The organism is Paracoccus sanguinis (assembly GCF_900106665.1).
GTDB lineage: Bacteria > Pseudomonadota > Alphaproteobacteria > Rhodobacterales > Rhodobacteraceae > Paracoccus > Paracoccus panacisoli.
In genome coordinates this window covers 871,224-895,996 of sequence record NZ_FNNA01000002.1, presented here as the reverse complement: position 1 = coordinate 895,996, position 24,773 = coordinate 871,224, and the positions used below count along the sequence as shown (strand labels likewise).

The 24,773-nt window shown below is 71.5% G+C and carries 14 protein-coding genes; 5 read left to right on the top strand and 9 right to left on the bottom strand.

All coding sequences use genetic code 11. The features are described 5' to 3' along the window. Positions 1-28: 28 nt before the first annotated feature. The 3 genes from flgK to BLW17_RS10760 are packed head-to-tail and all read left to right on the top strand — an operon-like array spanning position 29 to position 3,590. A complete protein-coding gene (gene flgK, locus BLW17_RS10770; RefSeq protein WP_036733609.1) occupies positions 29-1,486 on the top strand; it encodes a flagellar hook-associated protein FlgK in 1,458 nt (485 codons plus the stop codon). Then, positions 1,483-2,493: a flagellin N-terminal helical domain-containing protein gene (locus BLW17_RS10765; RefSeq protein WP_036733612.1), complete on the top strand. Its 1,011-nt coding sequence runs from the start codon at positions 1,483-1,485 to the stop codon at positions 2,491-2,493. Before flgK ends, BLW17_RS10765 begins: the two co-directional genes overlap by 4 nt. Next, positions 2,490-3,590: a flagellar basal body P-ring protein FlgI gene (locus BLW17_RS10760; protein WP_036733615.1), complete on the top strand. Its 1,101-nt coding sequence runs from the start codon at positions 2,490-2,492 to the stop codon at positions 3,588-3,590. The genes BLW17_RS10765 and BLW17_RS10760 overlap by 4 nt, the downstream gene beginning before the upstream one ends. Positions 3,591-4,483: 893 nt before the next feature. Here BLW17_RS10760 and BLW17_RS10755 read toward each other — a convergent pair. Beyond that, positions 4,484-13,063, bottom strand: a complete 8,580-nt coding sequence (locus BLW17_RS10755) for a glycoside hydrolase family 94 protein (protein ID WP_052176382.1) — start codon at positions 13,061-13,063, stop codon at positions 4,484-4,486. 254 nt (positions 13,064-13,317) lie between these two features. On the opposite strand from BLW17_RS10755, the gene BLW17_RS10750 reads away from it, so the two are divergent. Further along, positions 13,318-14,958, top strand: a complete 1,641-nt coding sequence (locus tag BLW17_RS10750) for an alpha-D-glucose phosphate-specific phosphoglucomutase (RefSeq protein ID WP_036733618.1) — start codon at positions 13,318-13,320, stop codon at positions 14,956-14,958. Positions 14,959-14,964: 6 nt separating this feature from the next. Here the strand turns inward: BLW17_RS10750 and BLW17_RS10745 are convergent, their stop codons facing one another. From BLW17_RS10745 to BLW17_RS10710, 8 genes are all read right to left on the bottom strand, one after another. After that, on the bottom strand, positions 14,965-15,978 hold the full coding sequence (locus tag BLW17_RS10745) for a zinc-binding alcohol dehydrogenase family protein (RefSeq protein WP_036733621.1): 1,014 nt from the start codon (positions 15,976-15,978) through the stop codon (positions 14,965-14,967). Next, positions 15,975-17,198 carry a mannonate dehydratase gene (gene uxuA / locus BLW17_RS10740; protein WP_052176383.1) on the bottom strand — a complete coding sequence of 408 codons (1,224 nt, stop codon included), beginning with the start codon at positions 17,196-17,198 and terminating at the stop codon, positions 15,975-15,977. The genes BLW17_RS10745 and uxuA overlap by 4 nt, the downstream gene beginning before the upstream one ends. Beyond that, positions 17,195-18,259, bottom strand: coding sequence for an L-idonate 5-dehydrogenase (locus BLW17_RS10735; RefSeq protein ID WP_036733624.1), 1,065 nt, complete (start codon positions 18,257-18,259; stop codon positions 17,195-17,197). Before BLW17_RS10735 ends, uxuA begins: the two co-directional genes overlap by 4 nt. Beyond that, on the bottom strand, positions 18,256-19,662 hold the full coding sequence (locus tag BLW17_RS10730; protein ID WP_036733627.1) for a TRAP transporter large permease: 1,407 nt from the start codon (positions 19,660-19,662) through the stop codon (positions 18,256-18,258). The genes BLW17_RS10735 and BLW17_RS10730 overlap by 4 nt, the downstream gene beginning before the upstream one ends. A gap of 2 nt (positions 19,663-19,664) precedes the next feature. Next, on the bottom strand, positions 19,665-20,288 hold the full coding sequence (locus BLW17_RS10725; protein WP_081969132.1) for a TRAP transporter small permease: 624 nt from the start codon (positions 20,286-20,288) through the stop codon (positions 19,665-19,667). Positions 20,289-20,375: 87 nt separating this feature from the next. Further along, positions 20,376-21,362, bottom strand: a complete 987-nt coding sequence (locus tag BLW17_RS10720) for a sialic acid TRAP transporter substrate-binding protein SiaP (RefSeq protein WP_036734964.1) — start codon at positions 21,360-21,362, stop codon at positions 20,376-20,378. A gap of 32 nt (positions 21,363-21,394) precedes the next feature. After that, positions 21,395-22,168 (bottom strand): FadR/GntR family transcriptional regulator, encoded by a 774-nt coding sequence (locus tag BLW17_RS10715; RefSeq protein WP_074826559.1) that lies wholly within the window; start codon positions 22,166-22,168, stop codon positions 21,395-21,397. A gap of 158 nt (positions 22,169-22,326) precedes the next feature. Next, entirely contained in the window at positions 22,327-23,388 is a 1,062-nt protein-coding gene (locus BLW17_RS10710) for an Ldh family oxidoreductase (RefSeq protein WP_036734961.1), read from the bottom strand. Positions 23,389-23,556: 168 nt separating this feature from the next. Between BLW17_RS10710 and BLW17_RS10705 the strand changes: the two genes are divergently transcribed. After that, positions 23,557-24,771: an NAD-dependent epimerase/dehydratase family protein gene (locus BLW17_RS10705; protein ID WP_036703662.1), complete on the top strand. Its 1,215-nt coding sequence runs from the start codon at positions 23,557-23,559 to the stop codon at positions 24,769-24,771. Positions 24,772-24,773 lie beyond the last annotated feature (2 nt).

Below are 24,773 nucleotides of genomic sequence, written 5' to 3'. Positions count from 1 at the left end.
CCGCGGCCTTTAGGCCGCGGGTTGAGCCATGAGCCTGTCGAACGCCCTTGCGAATGCCGTCTCGGGGATCGTCGCGGCGTCGCGCGGCACCGAGGTGGTGGCCTCGAACCTCGCCAACGCGATGACCCCCGGATTTGCCCGGCGCGAAGTCCAGCTGTCCGCACGACCGTGGATCGGCGGGGGCGGCGGCGTCCATATCGAGGGGGTCGAGCGCGTCGTGCGCACCGCCATCCTCGGCCAGAGCCGCACCGCCGGGGCCGAAACCACGCGCGCCCAAACGCTCGCCAGCTTTCACAAGGGCATGGCCGAGGCGATCGGCGTCCCCGGCGAGGCGGGTGCGCTGGGCACGCTGCTCGCAAGCTTCGACGCCGCGTTGATCAGCGCCGCCGCGCGGCCGGAGAGTGAGACGGCGCTCAACCGCGTCCTTACGACCGCTCAGGCGCTCGCGGGTGGCTATGGCACGGTGGGCGACCGCATCCAGGATGCGCGGACCGAGGCTGACCGGGCCATCGCCGACGATGTGCGCAACCTCAACGAGGGGCTGGGACGCGTTGTCGCGCTGAACCGCCAGATCGTCCAGCAGACCGCCTCGGGCGGCGACGTGGCCTCGCTTGAGGACGAGCGGCAGAAGGTGATCGACGGTCTCTCGAAGATCATGCCGATCCAGGAGCTTCCCCGCGAGAACGGCCGCGTGGCGCTCTTCACCTCCGGGGGGGGGGTGCTCCTCGACGGCTTCACCCCGGTGACGTTCGGCTTCACGCCTGCCGGGGCCTTCCGACCCGACATGACGGCGGGCGCGCCGCCCGTCAGCGGCCTGACGGTGGATGGGCTGGCCCTCTCGCCGGGGCAGATGCGCAGCTTCTCGGGCGGCCGGCTGGGCGCGAATTTCCAGATCCGCGATGTCGATGCTCCTGCCGCCCAAGCCCGCGTCGATGCCGCGGCGCGCGACCTGATCGAACGCTTCGCCGACCCCGCGATCGACTCGACCGCCCCCCCGGGCGGCGGTCTCTTCACCGATGGCGGGGCGGCCTTCACTGTCGCCAATGAGCGGGGGATTGCCCAGCGGCTGGCCGTCGCAGACGCAATCGTCCCCGCAGCCGGCGGCGGCCTCTGGCGCTTGCGCGACGGTCTCGGGGCCGCCGCGCCGGGACCGGTCGGTCAGTCCGCGCTGCTCGACCGGATGCGAGGCGCGCTGGCAGCATCCCGGCCGACCGCCTCACCCGCGGTGGCGGCGATGAGTCGGTCGGCCACGACGCTGGCCGCCGAGATCAGCTCGACCGCCGCGGTGGGACGGCTGGATGCCGAGGGCGTTCTGGCTGGCGCGGCCGCCCAGTCGAACAGCTACGAGACGATGCTGCGCCAGGACGGCGTGGACAGTGACCGCGAGATGGAGGCGCTGCTTGCGCTCGAGCGCGCCTACGCCGCCAACGCCAAGGTTCTGCAAACGGTGGATGACATGCTCCAGACCATCCTGAGGCTGACATGACGGGGTTCACATCGGTCGGCGACCTGTCCCGCTTCGTCCTGCTGCGGCAATCGAACGCGCAGCTCAAGACCCGGTTGAGCGTGCTCTCACAAGAGATGACCACCGGCCTCAAGGCCGATGTGCCCGCCGCGACCGGGGGCAATCTCGGTCGGCTGGCCCAGGTGCAGGGCCGCCTCGCCACGCTCGAGAGCTTCAGTCGCAACGCCAGCCTGGCGCAGTCCGAGACGAGCGCCCTGCAGGCGGCGCTCGAAGGGATTGCCGGGTTGGCCAATCGCGGCCCCGAGTTGCAGGCGGCCGCAGCGATGGAGGATGAGGCGGCGCTCGACATGCGCGCGGCCCAGGCGGCGCAGGATTTCCGCACGGCGGTCCGGCTGATCAACACCGAGGCGGGGGGCCGGTTTGCCCTGTCCGGCACCGAGGTCGGCACGGCGCCGCTTGCGCCCGCAGAAGATATTCTTGCGCTGGCGCAGACACAGGTTGCCGGGATGACGGATCCCGTCGCGATCTCGGGCACGCTCGATGCGTGGTTCAGCTCGGACTCGGCGGGCGGGTTTCTGGATCAGGCCTTCCGGGGAAATACTGAGGCGACCTCGACAGGTGTCTCGCCCGACACCACGATTCAACGCGACCTGAACGCCAGCGCATCGGAGTTCCGCACTTTGCTCAAGGGACTGGCGATGGCTGCCTTAGCCGGAGAGCCTGCCGCGGCCCTGCCGCATGGCGCCAAGTCGGTGCTGATCCGCGCCGCCGGCCGCGAGCTTTCAGAGGCCAGCCTCGGTATCGTCCGGACCCGGGCCACCCTCGGGATGCAACAGGAGTCGATCGATCAGGCCCTCGCCCGCAATGCGGCCGAAGGCAGCGCGCTGTCCATCGCGCGCTCGGACATCCTCGCCGCCGACCCGTATCAGACCGCGTCCGAACTGACCCAGACCGAGGCCAATCTGCAGAATCTCTACGCGCTCACCGCACGGATGACGAAGCTGAGTTTGACGGATTACATCCGATGAGGTGTTGGCGGCTCGTCCTGACCCTCGTCCTGCTTCCCGCAATGGCGTGGGCGGCCCCGGTGCGCATCAAGGATTTGGCCACCGTCGACGGGGTCAGGGGCAACGATCTCGTGGGTTACGGGCTCGTGGTGGGGCTGAACGGCACGGGCGACAGCCTGCGCAACGCCCCCTACACCGAAGAGATGCTGGGCGGGCTGCTCGAGCGGTTGGGTGTGAACGTGACGGGCGAGAGCTTCCGCCCCAAGAACGTCGCCGCCGTGCTGGTGACCGCGACCCTGCCGCCCTTTGCGCGGGCGGGCAGCCAGACCGACGTGAGCGTGGCCGCGATCGGCGACGCCAAGAGCCTGCTGGGCGGGACGCTGATCATGACCCCGCTCAACGCGGCGGACGGCGAGGTCTACGCCGTCGCGCAGGGGTCCATCATCGCCGGTGGCGTGTCCGCCGAGGGCGAGGGCGCTTCGGTCGTCCAGGGCGTCCCCACGTCCGGCACCATCCCGTCCGGGGCGAGGGTCGAGCGCGAGGTCGACTTCGACTTCTCGCAGTTGAGCAGCTTTCGACTGGCGCTGCGTACGGCGGATTTCACCACCGCGGCGCGGATCGAGAAGGCGATCAACGACGATCTGGGCGACGGGGTAGCGACGCTGATGGACGCGGCGACGATCTCGATCGACTCAACGCCGATGGGACGGGTGAACCCGGCGCGGCTGGTCGGCCGGATCGAGAACATTGCCGTCGAGCCCGAGAGCCGCGCCCGCGTCGTGGTCGATCACCGGTCCGGCACGATCGTGATGGGGGAGGACGTGCGGATCTCGCGTGTGGCGGTCTCGCAGGGCAACCTGACGTTGCGGGTGCGGGAGACCCCGGTCGTGTCGCAGCCGAACCCCTTTGCGCCGGGCCAGACGGTGGTCGTCCCGCGGACGGATGCGCAGATCACGCAGGAGCCGGGGATCGGCTTTGCCGAGGTGAGCGGGGAGTCCTCGCTGTCGGACGTCGTCGCCGGGCTGAACGCACTCGGGGTCCGGCCGCGCGAATTGATCGACATCCTCAAGGCAGTCCACGCGGCGGGGGCGCTTCATGCCGAGTTCATCGTGAATTGAGGAGGCCGGGGCTCGTTCGCTAATCTCGAAAGTTGATCTGCGCACAAAGCTAGAGGGTGAGGGACACCGGGACGGGCGGAGACCGTGCCGGTCAATTGTTCAGGCCTCCGTGCGAGATAGTCTCTTAATGTGCGCCGCCTGCCGTGCTTGTTCCAAGGTGCGCTACGTGCCGGGCTTGTTGAGGCCAGCGTAGCGTATCACTTGGCATCGCTCGGATCACTGGGGAGTATTTGGGCCGAGATTGTGGGCCCCTTACTAAGAAATGCGTCGAGCATACGCGGAGAACACGGGAGACCCTCCGCGAGGTGGACAAGGCCTCGACTTTGCCCGCCCGGCGAGCACCTTCCCGCTCAGCGCAGTCTTGCGAACCGCTTTGACGCACCGCCGTTCAGGTCCCGCGGCCCCGGTGCGCATGAGTCGCCGCTCTGGCGACGACCGGCTGGGCCGCCGCGGTCGGCCGTCACCCAGGGCGGGTGATCCGACCCAGGATCGATGCGTCGCGCTGTTCCTGAACGACGGGGTCTGTGGCGGGCTGAACGAGCTGCCGGTGATCAGCAACCTCGAACGGCTCGAAACCAACCGCAATCCCTCGCCTCAACCGCAACACTTCGTCCCGGTAGATGAGCTAACCGTTGACCGACACCAAGCCCCGCCCCTATGAGGCGGACCAACAACATCGGCTCCCCTACCGGGCGCACAGTCGCGGCGAGGACTCTCCCGTTGTCGGCAGCCTGGAGCCCCGCGTCACACCCCGATGGCGGACTATGCGCCGCGCCGCACCACGCCCGGCTCACCCGAACCGCAACACCTCGTCCGCCGAGACGGTCTGGCCGTTTGCCTTCCTTCGGGCCCCGAGGCGGCGCGGCGGATCATCCGCCCCGCCGCCCCGCCGCTCATCCGAACCGCAACACCTCGTCCGCTCCGACGGTCTGGCCGTTCGCCGTCACCGCGAGGCCCGAGCCCGCGCGGCGGACCTCGATGCGGATGGGCTCGCCGCCCTCGCGGCGCAGGGTGGCGGATAGGCCGCTCCAGCTGTCGGGCAGACCGGGGGTCAGTGTCACGCCCTCGGGGTGGCGGGCGATGCCCAGCAGCCCCTCGACCGCGGCGCGGTAGACCCAGCCGGCCGAGCCGGTGTACCAGGTCCAGCCGCCGCGCCCGATCTTGTCGCGCCCGGCGTAGACGTCGGCGGCGACGACGTAGGGCTCGACCCGGTAGATCTCGGCCGAGCGCGCGTCGAGCGCGTGGTTGATCGGGTTCAGCGCCGTGAGCAGCCAGTGCGCCCGGGTGCGGTCGCCGCTGCGGGCCAGCGCATAGACCATCCACGCCGCGGCGTGGGTGTACTGGCCGCCGTTCTCGCGCACCCCGGGCGGGTAGGACTTGATGTAGCCCGGCTCGGCGTCGGTGTTCTGGAACGCCGGGGTGAACAGCCGCAAGAGTTGCCCGTCCCGGTCGAAGAGCTGCCCGAGCGCCGCATTCACGGCGTCGAGCGCCCGGTCGGCGCGGCCCGCGCCCGAGATCAGCGCCCAGCTTTGCGCGATCGAGTCGATCCGGCACTCGGCGCTCGCTGCCGACCCCAGCGGGGTGCCGTCGTCGAAATAGCCGCGCCGGTACCACGCGCCGTCCCAGCCGGCATCGTCGAGTGCGGCGGCGACGCGGGTGGCGTGCGCCTCCCATGCGGCGGCGCGGGGGGCGTCGCCGCGGGCGCGCGCGAGCGGCGCGAAGCTCGCGATGGTGTCGCAGAGGAACCAGCCGAGCCACACGCTTTCGCCGCGCCCCGCCTCTCCCACGCGGTTCATCCCGTCGTTCCAGTCGCCGCCGAGGATCAAAGGCAGCCCGTGCGGGCCGGTCCGCTCGACCGCGAGGTCCAGCGCCCGGGCGCAGTGGTCGTAGAGCGGCGCCTGGCCCGCCGGTTGGGGCACGAAGAAGCGGTCGTGCTCGCCCGGCTCGAGCGCGGGGCCGGCAACGAACGGCACCGGCTCGTCAAGGATCGCCGCGTCCCCGGTCGCCGCGACGTAGAGCGCGGTGATATGGCCCAGCCACACCACGTCGTCCGAGATCATCGTCCGCACGCCCGCGCCGGTCCGCGGCAGCCACCAGTGCTGGACGTCGCCCTCGGGGAACTGCCGGGCGGCGGCGTTGAGGATCTGGCGGCGACAGAGCGAGGGGTCCTGCAGCAGGAGCGCGCTGGTATCCTGCAGCTGGTCGCGGAAGCCGAAGGCGCCCGAGGCCTGGTAGAAGGCGGTGCGCGCCCGCACCCGGCAGGTGATCGCCTGATAGGGCAGCCAGGTGTTGACCATCAGGTTCAGCTGCTCGTCCGGCGTCTCGATCTGCAGCGTGCCGAGCACCCGGTCCCACTCGTCGCGCTGGGCGGCGAGGGCGCGGTCCACGGCGCCCTCGGCGCGGGTGTCGGCCAGCACCTGGGGCAGCGCGTCGGCCGGCGCGTTGGTCAGCACCAGCGTGGCGGTCTCGGACTGCCCCGGCGCCAGCGTGATCCCCCAGCGCAGCGCGAGGCACGGGTCGCCCGCCGCCTCGGCCTCGGTCCAGCGCGCCAGCGCCTGCGGGCGCCGCAGCCCGCCGCCGCGGCCGAGGAACGCGGTGCGGTCGCCGCAGAACCCGTCCACCGGCCGGTCGAGCGCCAGCGCGGTCAGCCGCTCGGCGAAGTCGGTCGAGAAGTTGTTGCGCGCCACATGGGCGCCGGTTTCGGGGTCGAAGCCGGTCTGCACCATCGGCGCGGTCCGGGCGCGGTCGGTGCCGAGCACCAGCTCGGCATAGGCCACCCCGTGCAGGCTCAGCGGGCGGTCGGTGCGGTTCGTGACCGTCAGCCGGGTCAGCCGGGCCGGGTGGCGCGGGTCGAGCGTCATCGTCGCCTCGACCCGGACCCAGCCGTAATCGCCCGAGAAGCGCGAATAGCCCAAGCCGTGCGCGGTCTCGTGCACCGCATCCTGATCGTCGGAGAGGCCGAGGAACGGGGTCGCCGTGCGCCCGGTCTCGGGGTCGTGGATCAGGATCGCCTCGCCCGGGCGGTTGGTCACCGGGTCGTTCGACCACGGCGTGATCTGGTAGTCGCGCGAGTTGACCGCCCAGGTGTAGGGCGCCCCTTCGGCCGAGACGTGGAAGCCGAAATCCTCGCGCGCGATGACGTTGATCCACGGGTGCGGCGTGTGCCGGTCATGCGCCAGTCGCAGCACGTATTCCCGCCCGTCGGGCGAGAAGCCCCCGAAGCCGTTCCAGAACCTGAGCGGCGAGGTCGGGGGATCGTCTGGCCGGGGGCCGGGGCCGCGGATCTCGTCCAGCAGCGCGAGGCGGCGGCGGGTGGGCGCCCGCTCCGGCGCGGGCGCGCCCTCGCGCAGCCGGTCGAGCTGCTCGGCCAGCTTGCCGTTGCGGGTGTGCAGCATGATCCGCGCCGCCGACACCAGCGTGTCGAAGCTCGCCTTGCTGATCTGGTCGCGCCGGACGGCATGGACCCGCCGCGGGGCCGAGGGGCCGGCCGCCTGCCACGCCGCATCCACCAGTTGCTGGATCGCGTGCTGCAGGTCCTGCACATAGCTCGAGGCGCGCTCGTTCAGGATCACCACGTCGTGGGCGACCCCGCGGTGGCGCAGGAACTCGTGCATCCGCAGCGCCTCGCGGATCATCGGCAGGTCGGCCTCGTCGTCGGTCCTGAGCAGCAGGATCGGGTCGTCGCCCGAGATGCCCATCGGCCAGAGGTCGGCCTGCGGTCCCAGCTCGGTCCGCCGCTTGGGCGTCGCCGCCAGCCGCAGGTCGGGCCAGATCAGCAGGCTGGCGTAGCTGCGGAACAGCTTGGCCTCGTCCAGGGTGACGTTCAGGTGGCGCAGCTGGACCTGCGAATAGGTCCAGGCGAGCCGCAGCTCGTGCTCGAACACCGCCGGGCGGGCGTAGTGGGCGGCCATGCGGTCGCGGTCGGCCTCGGTCTCGGCGATCAGGGTCCAGAAGGTCAGCGAGACGGTCTTGCCGGCCGGCACCCGGACCCGGCGGCGGATGGCGAAGATCGGGTCGAGGGTGTGGCCCTGCGAGCCGCCGAGCGACGCGCCGGCGTCGAAGGCCGCGGCGTCGGCCAGCGTCCGGCCGCGGCCGATGAAGGCGCGCCGGTCGGTCTCGGCCTCGGCCGAGGGGGTGATCGCCCCGTCAGGCCCGGCGACGAGATGGGCGAGGTGCACCGCCGCGCCGCGCGGGTCGCGCGGCCGCCGGGTCGCCACGATCAGCGCCCCGCCGTCGCGGATCTCGGTCTTGACGAACATCTTCGAGAACGCCGGGTGCGCCCGGTCCGAGGCGGGGTCGTCCAGCACGATCTCGCCGTACGAGGTGACCTCGATGGTCTTGTCGGACCCCGAGCGGTTGCGCAGCGTCAGGCGGCGGCCGTCGGCGTTGCCCTCGGTCGCGGCGATGACCTCCATCCGGCTTTCGATGGCGTTGGCGGTCTTGAAGAACTCGGCCTTGTGGTCCGAGAACACGACCGAGGACCGCTCGTCGCGCCCCGAGCAGGGGGCGTGGCTCGCCGACCACCACTCGCCCGACTGCACGTCGCGCATGAAGAGGAAGATGCCGCCGTCATCCAGCGTCGGGTCGGGCGACCAGCGGTTCAGCGCCCGCTTGCCCAGCATGGCGCGCCCGGCGCCGGTCGAGCTGATGATGGTCGAGAACTGCCCGTTGGTGATCAGCGCCACCTCGCGCTCGGCCCGGCCGGGCTCGGTCACGGCGGTCTGGGTGTCGCCCGCGGCCAGCATCGAGCCGCGCCCCAGCCCCTCGGCCGAGGGCGCGCGGGTGACCGGGGTGATGTCGCGCGGCGATTTCTCCTGCAGCAGCAGCTCGGAGGCGCGCACGACGGGGTCGGCGTGGAAACGCTCGCGGTGGATGCCGTCCATCACCGTGTTGGCGATGGCCATGATCGACATCCCGTGGTGGTGGGCCATGACGTTGCGCACGACCGCATGGCGCTGTCGGTCGCGCAGCCGGGTCGGGGCAAAGTCCACCGCGTCATAGAAGCCGTAAGGCCCCTCGGCCCCCAGCGCCTGCAGGGCGCGCAGGTTCTTGACCGCCGCCTCGGGCTGGACCTGCGCCGCCATCAGCGAGGCATAGGGCGCCACCACGTAGTCGCCCCCCGACCGCTTCAGCGCCAGCGTCGGCACGCCGAAGGCGTAGTATTGATAGTTCATGTCCCGGTCGCGGGCGTTGAAGGCGCTTTCCGAAATCCCCCAGGGCAGCCCGTGCGAGCGCCCCCACTCCATCTGCACCTCGACCGCCATCCGGCTCGAGTGGTTGAGGATGCCGCCCTGGCGTTCCTTGAGCAGCAGCGGCGGCATCAGGTATTCGAACATGCAGCCCGACCACGAGAGCAGCACCCCCTGGTGACCGACCGTGGCGAAGGGGCGGCCGAGCCGCGCCCAGTGCTCCTTGCGGATGTCGCCCTTGGCGATGGCGAGGAAGCTGGTCAGCCGCGCCTCCGAGGCGAGCAGGTCGTAGGAGCTTTCGTCAAGCTGGTCGTCCTGCGGCCGGTAGCCGATCGACAGCAGCATCTTGTCGCGCTGCACGAAGAGGCCGAAGTCCATCTGGAACGCCAGCAGCCGCGCCCGCTCGGCCAGAAGCCGGGTGCGCAGCACGAAGCTGTCGATGGACTCGCGCCCTTCCGAGGCGGGCACCATCACGTCGCCCGCGTCGCGCGCGAGTGCCCGCGCCCAGGCCAGCACCTCGGCCCCGGCCTCGTCGGCCATCGCCGCGTCGAGATCGGCGGCCAGCCGGGCGATCTCGGTCGCGCGGGTGGTGAGCTGCGCGGCGGCGAGCGGGTCGGCGAGCGGCCCGCCGGCGGTCTGCGCCAGCACCCCCTCGAACCCCGCGATGGCACCGTCGAGCGCGGCGCGCAGGTCGTGCAGGCTCTTGCGGTCGTCGGGCAGGGCGTCGAGTTCCATCCGCAGGTTGGCGAGCGTGTCGGCCAGCCCCACCGTCCGCCGGCGGCGCACCGAGGGGGCGTTGTCGGCCCAGCCGCGCAAGCCCGCGGCCAGCGCGATCAGCAGCCCCGACAGGTTGCCGCTGTCCACCGCCGAGACGTAGGGCGCCGGCAGCACGGCCAGGCTGCGAGTGTCGTACCAGTTGAAGAAATGCCCGCGGAAGCGGGGCATCCGCTCCATCGTGGCCAGCGTCGCGTCAATCCGGGCCAGCGCGTTGTCGAGCCCGATCCAGCCGAAGTCATGTGCCGACATGACCGACATGAGATACAGGCCCATGTTGGTGGGCGAGGTGCGCTCGGCCAGTTTCGGGCTGGGCGTTGCCTGCCAGTTGTCGGGCGGCAGGTGGTTGGTCTCGGCGCTGACGAAGGTCTCAAAGTAGCGCCAGGTGCGGCGGGCGATGCGGCGCAGCTCGGCCTCGTCGCCGGGGGCGAGGGCCAGCCGGTCCTCGGTCCCGAGCGGGCGCGAGGCACGCTCCATGATCCAGGGCGCGGCGATCCAGACCCCGCCGACGAAGAGCGCCACGGGCAGGGCGGTCGGGTTCAGCACCGCGGTGGCCAGGATCGCCGCCGTGCCGATCAAGGGCGAGGCGATCATCCGCCGGTATTCGGCCCGCGGCCCGCCGCCGGCACGGCCCGCGTCGCGGGCGGTCGTCCACTCCAGCAGGTGCTGGCGGCTGACGGTCATCCGCCACAGCGTCCGGGTGATGGCGTCGAGCGAGGCCCAGGCCCGGTGCGCCGCCGTCGCCAGCCGCAGCCCGAGCTGGGTGACATAGGCGGCCGCGTCGCGCAGGACGTGGCGCAGGTGATAGTCCCACGAGACGCCGTACTGCGGGCTGAAGATCCGCAGATCGACCTGCAGGATATGGACGAGCGCCGCCAGCCCGATCAGCGCCGCCTGCCAGCCGAGCGCCCATTCGCCGGGCAGAAGTAGCCATCCCGCGATGGAGGCCCCGACCCAGGCGGGCGTCACCAGCGCGCGGCGCAGGTTGTCGATCATCTTGAACCGCGCCAGCCCCGACAGGCCATTGCCCGGCGCCACGATCATCGGCAGCAGCTGCCAGTCGCCGCGGGTCCAGCGGTGCTGGCGGCTCGCCTCGGTCGCGTAGCGGATCGGGAAATCCTCGACCACCTCGACGTCCGTCACCAGCGCCGCGCGGGCGAGGCTGCCCTCGAGCAGGTCGTGCGACAGGATCGCGTTCTCGGCCAGGCGGTCGTCGATGGCGGCCTCGAAGGCGTCCACGTCGTAGATGCCCTTGCCGGTGAAGCTGCCCTCGCCCAGCAGGTCCTGATAGAGGTCCGAGACGGTGAAGACGTAGGGATCGAGGCCCCGGTTGGCCGAGAAGATGCGCTGGAACACCGACGCCTCGGCGCCCGTGGTCAGCGAGGGCGTGACCCGCGGCTGCATGATCGCGTGGCCGCGGATCACCACCCCGTCGGCGCGCGCCACCGGCCGGTTGACCGGGTGCGCCATCTTGCCCGCCAGCGCCGAGACGGTGTCGCGCGGCAGGCGGGTGTCGCTGTCCAGCGTCACCACGTAGCGGATGCCCTCGGGCGGGGTCGGGCCCGTCGGCACGAAGCTGGTGCCGGCGTGGCCGCGCAACAGCTTGTTCAGCTCGGTCAGCTTGCCCCGCTTGCGCTCCCACCCCATCCAGGCGCCTTCGGAGGGGTTCCAGAGCCGCCGCCGGTGCAGCAGGAAGAAGCGCCGCACGCCGCCGTGGTCATACTGCTCGGCCAGCGCGTCGATGCGGGCCTGCGCATGGTCCAGCAGGCGCTGGTCCTCGGGCAGGGTCTCGGTCGGCGCGTCCTTCCAGTCGGTGAGCAGCGCGAAGGTCACATCTCCCAGCGGATTGGCGAGGTAGTGCGACTCGAGCATCTCGGCCAGCTCGTCGATGGCGTCGATCGAGGTGATCATGCCGGGGATCACGACCAGCGTGCGCGCCTCGGGCGGGACGCCGGCGCGGAAATCGTAGCTCGGCAGGCGCTGCGGGGTCAGCACCTTGGCGGCGAGCCAGCCGATCGCCTGCATCGCCGTGTCCGAGGCCGGCAGCACCGCGAGCGTCATGAGCAGCGCCAGTTGCCAGCGCGGCAGCCCGGCCGGCAGCGCGCCCGAGAGTGCCGCGACCAGCACCGCGGTCAGCGCCGCGAGGGTCAGGACCAGCGTCCACCAGCCGACCATCCGCCGGGGCAGGGCGATGCGCTCGCGCCAGCCGGGGCGGTAGCCGCAGCTTTTGCGGAAGGCCGCCTGCGCCTCGCCCACCAGCAGGTGGCCGACCTCGGTGCGGCCCGGCGCGGGGGCGCGGGCGGGGTCCGCGGCGGGCGACAGCGGCGCCAGCGCGGCGCCCCCGTCGGCGCGGTCCTGCGCGGCATCGGCGCGGCCCTGGTCGATGGCGCGCTGCGCCACCTGCGTCTCGGTCAGGTCGCAGCGGCGGGCGATGCGCTCGATCGCGGCGCGGTAGCTGGCGCGGGTGCCCTGGTCCACGCGGTCGAACTCGGTCGCCTGGGTCAGCAGCGCGTCGACGTGGCTCACCCCCTCGAACCAGTCGAGCCAGTCGATCTCGCCGGTGCGCCGCAGGCTGCGGATGATGTTGCCGACCGTCACGTTGCCCGAGGACTGGCGCGCGTATTCGGTCTGCACCGCCCGCTCGCCCGCCTGCGGCCCGCCGAGCCGGCGTTCCAGCGCCATCAGCGCCGCCTGGCTGTCCGGCCCCCCGTCCCGCAGCCGGTAGAGGAGCTGCGCGGCCACCGTGTCGTCCACGACGAGCGCGGCGTTGCGGTCGATCACCGCGGCGCAGGCGGCCGAGCCCTCGGCATCGGCCAGCGCATCGGCGATCCGGTTCGCCGCGCTGCGCCGCTCGCGCGCCAGCGACACCCGGTCGGACAGGCGGCGCAGGTTCTCGACCAGCACATAACGCAGGAAGGTCGGCACCGCCCACAGCTCGGCGATGGTCAGGGTCTGCACCGACTGGTAGCCGCGCAGGAAGCTGGTCAGGTCGTCGGCGGTGATTTCCGAGTTGGTCAGCGCGACGAAATACCACGCCAGCAGCAGCGCCCGCGGCGCCGTCCCGCCGCCCGACAGCGGCACCCGCGGCAGCCGGTCGAGAAAGTTCGGCCCGAAGGCCTGGCGCAGCTGGCGCAGGTTTTCCTCGACCATGTGGTGGTTGTCGATGAGCCATTCGGCCGCCGGGGTGATCGCCTGCCCGTCATCCTCGGCCGCCACCCCGTCAAGGTAGTTGCGCCGGATCGCGTCCTGGTTCTCGCGCAGCCGCCGCACCGGCCGCGCGGGGGCGTCGGGCAGGTCGGGGCGCGGCGTCGCCGCCAGCTCGCGCCCTGCGTCATAGAGCGAGCGCCCGGTCCAGACGTCGAAGCGGATCGGGTTCGGCGCGTCCTGCCAGTCGCGGGGCAGATCGCTGCGCCCCCGTCCCGCGCGCCGGTGCAGGCGCAGCGCCTCGGCAAGGCTCGAGCGGGCGGACCGGCGGCGGCTGCTGCGCGCGGGGGAGCTGGGCATCGTCATGGCGGATCCTGCTGGCTTGAGCGGCAAACCTGTGCCGGTGCTGCGGAAAGCACAAGCCCGCACCGGGACCGGGCGGGCGTTCCGCTGGGTTCCGGGGCCGGGCGGCGGCGGCCCGTGCCGGGTGGCTGGGCAAACTGTCGCACCCGCCGTCGACTCTCGCCTCAACTCGCCCGCAGGCCCGCGCGGCCGCCCCTGTCGCGCCCCGCCCGACTGCGCTATGGCGACCCCGACATGACCGACAGGAGCTGCCCGCCATGACCGCCCCCTCTGCCCGGACCGTGCCCACCCGTCCCATCGCGGGGCAGAAGCCCGGCACCTCGGGCCTGCGCAAGAAGACCCGAGAGTTCATGCAGCCCGGCTATCTCGAGAACTTCACCCAGTCGCTGTTCGACTCGCTCGGCGGGGTGGCGGGGCTGACGCTGGTCCTGGGCGGCGACGGCCGCTTCGGCAATGCCGCGGCCGTGCAGACCATCCTGCGGATGGCGGCGGCGAACGGCGTCGCGCGGATGATCGTCGGGCAGGAGGGGCTGCTCTCGACCCCCGCGGCCTCGCATCTGATCCGCCTCAACGGCGCGGACGGCGGGATCATCCTGTCGGCGAGCCACAACCCCGGCGGCCCGGACGAGGACTTCGGGATGAAGTTCAACGGCCCGAACGGCGGCCCCGCGCCCGAGTCGGTCACCGACGCGATCTTCGCCCGCACCGCGACCATCGACGCCTACCACACGCTCGACACCCCCGACCTCGATCTGGGCGCGGTGGGCGAGGCGCGACTGGGCGAGATGGTGGTCGAGATCGTCGATCCGGTCGCCGACTACGCCGCGCTGATGGAGCGGCTGTTCGACTTTCCCGCCATCCGCGCGCTCTTCGCGGGCGGCTTCACCATGCGCTTCGACGCCATGCACGCCGTCACCGGCCCCTACGCGACCGAGATCCTCGAGCGCCGGCTGGGCGCGGCCCCGGGCACCGTGGTCAACGCCGTGCCGCAGCCCGATTTCGGCGGCGGCCACCCCGACCCGAACCCGGTCTGGGCCCGGGATCTGGTCGAGCTGATGCTCGGCGCGGACGCCCCCGACTTCGCCGCCGCCTCGGACGGGGACGGGGACCGCAACATGATCCTTGGCCGCGGGGTCTATGTCACGCCCTCGGACAGCCTCGCCGTGCTGGCCGCCAACGCCACCGCCGCCCCGGCCTGCGCCGGCGGGCTCAAGGGCATCGCCCGGTCGATGCCGACCAGCCGCGCCGCCGACCGGGTGGCCGAGGCGCTGGGGATCGCGCTCTACGAGACGCCGACCGGGTGGAAGTTCTTCGGCAACCTGCTCGACGCCGGCCGGGTGACGATCTGCGGCGAGGAGAGCGCGGGCACCGGCTCGGACCACGTGCGCGAGAAGGACGGGCTCTGGGCGGTGCTGTTGTGGCTGAACATCCTCGCGGCGCGGCAGCAGCCGGTGGCGGCGGTGATGGCCGATCACTGGGCGCGCTACGGGCGCGACTACTACAGCCGCCACGACTACGAGGGCGTGGACGCCGCCCGCGCGAGCGCGCTGATCGAGCGGTTGCGCGGCATGGTCGCCGCGCTGCCGGGGCAGTCCTTCGCCGGGCTCACGGTGGCCGAGGCGGATGATTTCGCCTATGCCGACCCGGTGGACGGCTCGACCTCGGCCCGGCAGGGCATCCGGGTGCTCTTCGCGGACGGCAGCCGGGCGGTGTTCCGCCTGTCCGGCACCGGGACCGAGGGCGCCACCCTGCGCGTCTACCTCGAGCGGCACGAGGGCCCGGGCGGCCGCCACGACCTTGATCCCGCCGAGGCGCTCGCCCCCGTGATCGCCGCCGCCGAGGCACTGGCGCTGATCCGCGAACACACCGGCCGCGACGCGCCGGACGTGACGACCTGAGGGGGCTCAGAGGTCGAGGATCGCCTTGATCACCCCCGCCTCGGGGCGTGACCAGGCCTGAAACAACCCCACCGCGTCGTCGAGCGGCCCGCGGTGGGTGTTCAGCGCCGCCGTCGGGATGCGGCCTGCCCGCATCTGCCGCCCCACCTCGGCGAAATCCTCGGGCAGGGCGTTGCGGCTGGCCAGAAGCGTTGCCTCGCGCTTGTGGAACTCGGGGTCGGAAAAGCTGATCCGGTCGCGCACCACCGACAGCAGGACATAGCGTCCCCCGTGGGCGAGAAAGCCGAAGCCGCGCTCGATGGGCTGGGCGGCGCCGGTTGCGTCCACCACCACGTCGAACCCGTCGCCGCCGGTCAGCCCGGCCAGCGCCGCCTCGGCCCCGGAGCTTGCGGCGTCCACCGTCGCCGATGCGCCGAGCATGTCTGCGGCAAAGGCCAGTCGGTCGGCGCGGGTGTCCATCACCGTGACCTCGGCCCCGCGCGCGCGGGCAAAGAGCACCGCGGCGATCCCGATCGGCCCGGCGCCGGTGACGAGCACCCGGTCCCCGGCCGTCACCGCGCCGCGCCGTATGCCGTGGGCCCCGATGGCGAGGAACTCGATCATCGCGGCGTCGATCAGCGGGATGTCCCCGATCGGGACGACATTTGCCGCCGGCACCGCGACCAGATCGGCCATCCCGCCGTCGGTGTGCACCCCCAGCACTGCGATGGCCATGCAGGCGTTGGTGAGTCCCCGGCGGCAGGCCGCGCATCGCCCGCAGGCGAGATAGGGGACGACATAGACGGCATCGCCCGGCGCAAGTCTGCTGCCGGGCGGGGCGGTTTCGACCGTGCCCGACAGCTCGTGCCCCATGACCCGCGGGTACTCGAGGAACGGGTGCTTGCCCGCGAAGATGTGGAAATCGGTTCCACAGATGCCGACGTGGCGGATGCGGACCAGCACCTCGCCCGGGCCCGCGACCGGATCGGGGCGGGTGGCCAGGCGCAACTGCCCCGGTGCGTCGCAGACGAGTGCCCTCATGCCGCCCCCTCGGCCGGGACGGCACCCGCGCGGCGCAGCGCCGGGTGGGTCAGGGCCCGCTCGACCCCGCGCAGCTCGGCGAGGCCCTTGAGGCGGCCGATGGCCGGATAGCCCGGCTGCGCGCCGCGGGTCAGGTCGTCGAGGATCTCTTGCCCGTGGTCGGGGCGCATGGGGATCCGGGCATCGGCACGGCCCTCGGCGCGGCGGCGCGCCTCTTCGTCCAGCAGCGCGGCGATCACGGCGACCATGTCGGTACCACCCTCGAGATGCTCGTCCTCGAAAAAGGAACAGGGCGTCGCCTCGGCCTCGCGCGTGACGTTGCGCAGGTGGACGAAATGGATGTGCGGCCCAAGCCGCGCCGCCATCCCCGGCAGGTCGTTGTCCGGGCGGGCCCCGAGCGAGCCGGTGCAGAACGTCACCCCGTTCGCGGCCGAGGGCACCGCGTCAAGCATCGCGCGGTAGTCGCCCTCGGTCGAGAGGATGCGGGGCAGGCCCAGCAGGGGCCACGGCGGATCGTCGGGGTGGGCGCAGAGGTTGACGCCCAGGTTCTCGGCCACAGGCACCACCTCGGCCAGGAAGTCGACGAGGTGACCGTGCAGCCGGTCGGCGCCGATGCCGTCATAGGCGGCCAGTCGCTCGCGCAGCTCGTCCAGCGTATAGCCGTCCGCCGACCCGGGCAGCCCCGCGCCGATGTTGCGCCCGAGCTCGGCGATCCGCGCCGCCGAAAAGCCCGCGTGGCGGCGCCCGGCCTCCTCGACCAGCGCCGGGGGATAGTCCTCGGCGGCGCCCGGTCGGCGCAGGATATGCAGGTCGAACGCCGCAAAGTCGGGCAGATCGAAGCGCATCGCCCGGGCACCGGCTCGCGTTTCCCGGCGCAGGTCGGTGCGGGTCCAGTCGAGCACCGGCATGAAGTTGTAGCAGACCGTGCGGATGCCGCTTGCGGCCAGCCGGCGCAGGGTCTCGGACCAGGCGGCGACGTGCCCGCGCCATGGTCCGCTCTGGGTCTTGATTGCCTCGCTCACGGGGATGCTTTCGACCACGTCCCAGACGAGGCCCGCGGCGCGGATCTCGGCGTGGCGGCGGGCAATCTCGTCCTCGGGCCAGACGGTGCCGGTGGGGATGTGGTGCAGCGCACTGACGATCCCGACTGCCCCCGCCTGCGCCGCGTCGCTCAGGCTCACGCGGTCGACCGGACCGAACCAGCGCCAGGTCGGCCTCATGTCTCGGCCCCGAAGGTCAGATGCACCTTGCAGGCCGTCGTGCGGTCCGAGGCGAGGCGGAACGCCTCGTCCGCGCGGGCCAGCGGCAGGGCGTGGCTGATGATCGGCCGCACGTCGATCTCGCGCCGCCCGATCAGCCCCGCGGCCACGGCGAATTCGTCGTGGAAGCGCTGCGAGCCGCGCCACGTGATCTCCTTGCCGACGAGGGTGTTGAGCGGGATGGTCATGTCGCCGGTCACGCCGACCTGGATCAGCACGCCGCGCGGGCGCAGGACGGCAAGGGCATCGCGCAGCGCCGGTCCCGCGGCCGAGCATTCGAACGCCAGATCGACCTGCCCCTTGCCCTCGGACAGCGGCGCGAGCGCGCCGTGGTCCGATCCGACGTTGATCGTCTGCCCGGCGCCCATCTCGCGCGCCCGCGCCAGCCCGGCGTCGCTCAGGTCCGTGACGATCACCCCCTCGGCCCCGGCGTGGCGGGCGGCGGCGAGGACGAGCAGCCCGATCGGACCGGCGCCGGTGATCATCACCCTGAGCCCGGCCAGATCGCCGACGAGGTCCCGCGCCTGCCCGACCGCGTGCAGGCAGACCGCCAGCGGCTCGGTGCAGGCCGCCTCGGCGGCGCTCACGCCTTCGGGGAAGGCATGGACCTGCGAGGCGGCAACCACGAGCCGGTCGCGGAACATTCCCTGGGCATGGGGCAGGCGCATGGCGCTGCCCATGAACTGCATCTCGAGGCAGTGGATCGGCAGCCCCGTGCGGCAGTATTCGCAGGCGCCGCAGGGCTGCGAGGGGTTGACCGCGACCAGGGTGCCGGGGGCGGGGCCACCGACCCCCGCGCCGAGCGCCAGCACCCGGCCCGACGCCTCGTGGCCCGAGATGATCGGCTCGCGCACCCGGACCGGGCCGAAGCCGCCGTCGTGGTAGTAGTGCAGGTCCGAGCCGCAGATGCCCCCGGCCTCCATCGCCAGCAGCACCTCGCCCGGTCCGGGGGCGGCGACGGGCGCGGTCTCGACCCGCAGGTCGTGGGGGGCGTAAAGCCGCGCAACGCGGGTCGTGGTCATCGGATCAGCCCCAGTTGGGTCGGCAGCCACAGCGTCAGCGCCGGAATGAAGGTGATGAGGGTCAGCGCCGCGAACAGCGGGATCATCCACGGCAGGATGGCCAGCGCGGTCCGCTCGACCGACAGCTTCGAGATGCGCGACAGGACGAACAGCACCATGCCTACCGGCGGGGTCAGCAGCCCGATCATCAGGTTCAGCGTCAGCACCACGCCCAGGTGCACCGGGTCGATGCCGTAGCGCGCGGCGACCGGCATCAGGATCGGCACGAGGATCGAGATCGCGGCAATGGTGTCGAGGAACGCCCCCACGACCAGCAGCAGGATGTTGACGACGATGAGGAACGTCCACCAGTTCTCGGTCAGCGCGAACATGGCGTCCGAGAACAGCTGCGCTGCCTGGCTGACGGTGAGCAGCCAGGCAAAGATCGACGCCGCGGTGACGATGAAGAGGACCGAGGCGGTGGTCTCGATGGTGTCGAACGAGGCCTTGGCCAGCGTGCGGAAGGTCATCGAGCGGTAGCGCACGAGCCCGAGGAACAGCGACCAGAGAACGGCGGCCACGGCGGCCTCGGTGGGGGTGAACCAACCCATCGTCATGCCGCCGATCAGCAGCACCGGCGCCATCAGCGCCATCACCGCGTGCCAGTCGAAATACCAGTCGAGCGCGATCAGCGCCCCCAGCGCCACGATCACGGCCACGTTGACCGACACCCCCGCAAGGATCAGCAGCCAGACCGCGAGCGGGAAGCACATCACCACCAGCACCTCGATGCCCGCGCGCGCGAGTTCCCGCAGGTCGAAGGGCGTGTCCGACCCCCAGCCGTAGCGGCGGGCGAAGAACCAGACGGTTAGCATCATCAGCCCCGTCATCACCAGCCCGGGCAGGATCCCCGCCATGAACAGCGCGCCGATCGAAGCGTTGGCCATCATGCCGTAGATCACGAAGGGCAGGGACGGCGGAAAGATCGGCCCCAGCGTGGCCGAGGCGGCGGTGACCCCCACCGCGGCCTCGGTGGGATAGCCGTGGTCCTTCATCGCCTTGATCTCGATGGTGCCGATCCCGGCCGCGTCGGCCAGCGCCGTGCCCGACATCCCCGAGAAGATGACCGAGCCGATGATGTTAACCTGCGCCAGCCCGCCTTTCATCCAGCCGACGAGGGACAGGGCGAAGTGATAGATGCGCCCGGTCACGCCCGCGATGTTCATCAGGTTTCCGGCCAGGATGAAGAAGGGCACCGCGATCAGCGGAAAACTTTCGACGCCCGCGATCATGCGCTGGGCGGCGACGATGTCAGGGGCGACGCCCGTGACGAGGATGTAGGTCAGCGAGGCGACCGCCATCGCCACCGCGACAGGGGCGCCGACGATCATCAGCAGCAGGAACGAACCGATCAGCAGCAGCATGGTCAGACTCCGGTCGGGCCGAGGTCGTCAGCGGCCTCGCGCACGCTGCGCCCGGCGCGCAGGTCGTGGACGAAGCGCTGGACCGCGCGAAGGAACATCAGCACGAAGGCGGCGAAGACGGTGTAGAAGACGATCCCGCGCGGCAGCTTGACCGTCACCATGCGCTCGGACCCGACGATGGCGATGTAGCGCCACATGAGCCAGCTCATGTAGGCGTAGAAGGCGATCGAGAGCACGTCGACCGCGATCTCGAGCACCCGGCGCGTCCGCGGCGACACATAGCGGTACAGCAGGTCCACGGCGATGTGCCGGCCCAGCCGCACGCACATGACCGAGCCCAGGAACACGATCACCACGAGGCAGTTGGCGGCGATCTCCTCGGTCCAGGCGAGGCTGTTGTTCAGCGCGTAGCGAGTGAAGAACTGCAGGAAGACGCACAGCCCCATCAGCCAGAACAGCGCCATCGTGACCCAGTCCTCTACGGCATAGATCGACAGGTCGACGGCATGGGCGTCGTCGTCCTCGAACGCATGGGCCATCTCCTCGACGCTGATAGGCACGTGGGGGGCGGCGTGCAGGTCGGTGGGGACGTGGCGATGGGCGGGGTCGTGCGGCGCGTGGGGCATCGGGCCGGTCCTCGGGTTGCACTCGGGCGGGGAAGGCGGCGGCGGCGCGGGGGCGGGCGGGATCGCACCGCCCCCTGGCCCTTCGGGTCACTGGACGGCGCGGATCGCCTCCCAGTCGGCCTGCTCGTAGCCGAACTCGGCGAACGGCACCTTCTCGAGCACCGTCTTCTCGAAGTCGGCCTTGTCCACCTCGGTCACGTTCAGCCCGCGGCCGCGGAAATCCTCGACCAGCTTGCCCTCGCGCTCTTCGACGATCTTGGTGGCCCGCTCGGCGGCCTCCATCATCACCTCGGTGAACACCTGCTTGTCGGCGTCCGAGAGGCTGGTCCACAGCGTCTTGCTGACCACCGTGTTCAGGTGGTCCACGATGTGGCCGGTCAGCGCGATGTTCTTCTGCACCTCGTAGAACTTCTTGGCGTCGATCGTGGTGAGCGGGTTCTCCTGCGCCTCGACCGTGCCGTTCTGCAGCGCGAGATAGACCTCGGCAAAGGCGATCGGCGTGGTGTTGGCGCCGCAGGCGCGTGGCATCGCCAGATAGGCCGGCACGTCGGGGACGCGGATCTTCAGCCCGGCCATGTCGGCGCACTTGGCGATGACGCGGTCCGACGTGGTGGTGTGGCGGGTGCCGTAATAGGTCGTGGCGGCGATGTGGTTGCCGGTCGCCTCTTCATAGCCACCCGTCAGCGTCTTGTAGATGTCGCTCTTGGTGTAGGCGAGCAGGTGGTCGGGGCTGCGGAAGATGTAGGGGTAGTAGGTCACCCCGATGCGGGGGAACTCGCGGGCCTGAAAGCTCGACCCCGAGATGATGATGTCCACGGTCCCGAGCTTGAGCCCCTGATTCAGGTCGGCCTCCTTGCCGAGCTGCGAAGCCGGGAACACCTCGATCTTGTAGCGCCCGTCGGTGCGCTTGCCGATCTCTTCGGCCGCCCACACGGATTCGGTGTGGAACGGCTCGGACGTCTCGTAGACATGGCCCCATTTGAGCGTCGTCTGGGCGTGGGCGAGGGTGGTGCCGGCCAGAAGCATGGCGCCGGTCAGCAGGGGGGCCATCAGGGCCTTGAGGGTCGTCTTCATGCGGTTCCTCCCAGTTGGCATGAGTGTCGTGGTCAGGCGGCGGTGGTGTCGGCGTCCTCTCGGGCGGCCGGCCCGTCGACGGGCTGCGACGCGGGGCGAGCCTCGGCGAAGGTCTGGATGAAGCGCTGTTGCGACCGCTCGAGGTGCCGGCGCATCGCGGCGCGGGCCGCGTCGGGGTCGCCTGCGGCGATGGCATCGCGGATGGCCCGATGCTCGGCCAGGGCCACGCGCCAGGTGCCGGGGCCCTCGAAATGCCCGGCGAGCCGGTCGAACAGCGGCGTCAGCCGCTTGTCGAACACGTCACTGGTCAGGTTGGCGAGCACCGGGTTGCCGGTCGCGCCGGCGATGGCGCGGTGAAAGGCCGCGTCGAGGCGGATCGCCGCCGGACGGTCTGTCGTCGCCGCCTCCATCCGCGCCAGGATCGCGTCCAGCCCGGCGACGAGTTCCGGCGTGGTGCGCCGCGCGGCCTCGTCCGCGACCGCGCTTTCGATGATCGCCCGCGCCTCGAGGATCTCGAACGGCCCGTCGTCGTCGCTGCGCAGCGCGATGGCGCCCGCGCGCCAGGTCCCGGCCGCGGGGGCGGCGGCGAGATAGACGCCCGACCCCATGCGGATGTCGATCCGCCCCTCGACCTCGAGCGCGATCAGCGCCTCGCGCAGCGACGGGCGCGAGACGCCCAGCCGTTCGGCCAGATCACGCTCGCCCGGCAGCCGGTCGCCGGGTGCAAGCCGGTGCGCCTCGACCAGGGTCAGGATCAGGTCGGCGGTCTGGCGCCAGGCGCGATGGCTGCGCGTGTCGGTGGGCATCGGGCGACCTCCCCAGGGCTCCGATCGGATCGGGTCGGACGGCGCTGCCCGGCTACCTCCTCGCAGCGACGGGCGGTCAACTGGTCAGACCACTTCCGCCACATGGCGGACGAATCATCCCCACGTCAAGAAAAATATGGTATACCGTTTTGCCGATGTCAGGCGGCCGGGTCGATCCCTAGGTCCCTCGCGATCTCGGCAAACGCCGCCGCGGTCGCCGGGTCGAGCGTCACGCCCGCGATCCGTCGCTCGGCCGCCACCTCCCATTCGCGGTCGCCCGGGGCCATCACACGCCCGCCCGCGCGCGCCGCCGAGCCGCGCAGGCGGTCGAGATAGCGCCTCATGCCGGCGTCGAACTGCGCCCGGTCCAGGAACGCCTCGGGGTTCAGCGCCAGCAGAAAGGCGCCGAGCCGCCGCGGTGTGGCGAAATCCGGCCCCTCCATCAGCGGGATGTCGAAGCTGAGCTGCATCCCCGTCAGCACTGCCGAGAGAATCTCGGCCACCCCGGCCAGCCCCGCGCCCTTGAACCCGAACGCGGCCCCCAGCGGGGCCAGCATCTCGGCCGCCTCGGCGTCGCGTGTGTCCGCGCCCCCCGCGTCCGAGGCGACCTGTTCGGGCAGCACCGTCCCGAGGCTGCGGTAGAGCAGCACCCGGTTGTAGGGGATCGCGCTCGTCGCCATGTCGAGCAGCCACGGGTCCGACCCGGCCACCGGCACACCCACGGCGATCGGGTTGGTGCCGTGGAACCGCTCGGCGCCGTCGTGCAACCGCACGAAGCTGTCCGAGTTGCAGAACGCCAGCCCGATGAAGCCCCGCTCGGCCGCCGCCATCGCATAGGCCCCGGCGGCGCCGAAATGCGACGAGTTGCGCACCGCCACCGCCCCCACCCCCAAGTCGGCGGCAAGGTCACAGGCGCGCTCCATCCCCCGATAAGCGCCGAGCGCACCCTGCGCGTGATCCGCGTCGAGTACCTCGACCGCGCCCAGCCCGCCCGCGCGGGTGAGCCGCGGCGCCTTGTTCAGCCGCCCGCCCTCGAGCGCCTTGAGGTAATGCGGCAGGAGCCGGACCCCGTGGCTGTCCACCCCCAGCTTGGTGGCGTGCAGCATGGCGCGGGTCGCGGCCTCACCCGTCGGCTCATCGGCCCCGATGGCGGCGAAGGCCGCGCAGCAGAACCGCTCGAGCGCGGCGAGGGGTATGGTGGAAGCTGGGGGTGCGGTCATGGCTCTCTCTCCCGGGGTCAAGGCAGCATCGGCTGCACGCCGCCGGGTGGCAACCGGCGCGCCCTTGCCGCGTTGTCGTGAAACCGTCACGCTGTCGCCATAAGTGGGGCGGCAGCGCGCACCCGGCCTGGGGCCGCCCTGCGCACCCGATGAAGAAGGATGACCTCAATGCGGATCGCGGTTCTCGGTGGCGATGGATTCGTGGGCTGGCCCACCTCGCTGCACCTCTCCAACCTCGGGCACGAGGTCCACATCGTCGACAACCTCAGCCGCCGCTGGATCGACACCGAACTGGGCGTGCAGTCGCTGACCCCGATGGACTCGATCCAGGAGCGCTGCCGGATCTGGAAGCAGGAGAGCGGCAACACCATCCACTTCCACCTGCTGAACCTCGCCACCGAGTACGAGCGGCTCAAGGCGTGGCTCGCGGACCACAAGCCCGACGCGCTGATCCATTTCGCCGAACAGCGCGCCGCGCCCTATTCGATGAAGACCGACCGCCACAAGGTCTACACCGTCGACAACAACGTCAACGCGACCCACAACGTGCTGGCGGCGCTGGTGGAAACCGGCATCGACGCGCATCTGGTCCATCTCGGGACGATGGGCGTCTATGGCTATTCCTCGGTCGGCGCGCCGATCCCCGAGGGCTATCTCGACATCGAGATCGACACGCCGACCGGCAAGAAGCCGCAGCAGATCCTGTATCCGACGCGCCCCGGCTCGGTCTATCACATGACCAAGAGCCTCGATCAGATCCTGTTCCAGTTCTACGCCCAGAACGACGGGCTCAGGATCACCGACCTGCATCAGGGCATCGTCTGGGGCACCCACACCGACCAGACCCGCCGGCACGAGCAGCTCATCAACCGCTTCGACTATGACGGCGACTACGGCACGGTGCTCAACCGGTTCCTGATCCAGGCGGCGATCGGCTATCCGCTGACGGTGCACGGCACCGGCGGGCAGACCCGCGCCTTCATCCACCTGCAGGACTGCGTGCGCTGCATCGAGCTGGCGCTGTCGGACGCCCCCAAGGCGGGCGAGCGCGTCCGCATCTTCAACCAGATGACCGAGACGCACCGGGTCCGCGACCTCGCGCAGCTGGTCGCGCGGCTGACCGGCGCCGAGGTCAAGTTCCTGCCCAACCCCCGCAAGGAGGCCGACGAGAACGACCTGCTGGTCAAGAATGACCAGTTCCTGTCGCTCGGCCTCAACCCGATCACCCTGCAGGAGGGGCTGCTGGCCGAGGTGGTGGACGTGGCGCGCAAGTATGCCCACCGGATCGACCGGACCCGGGTGCCCGCGGTCAGCGCCTGGACGCGCGACATCGCCCAGCGGGTCGACCACGACCCCGAGGGCAAGCGGCTCAAGGCGGTCTGAGT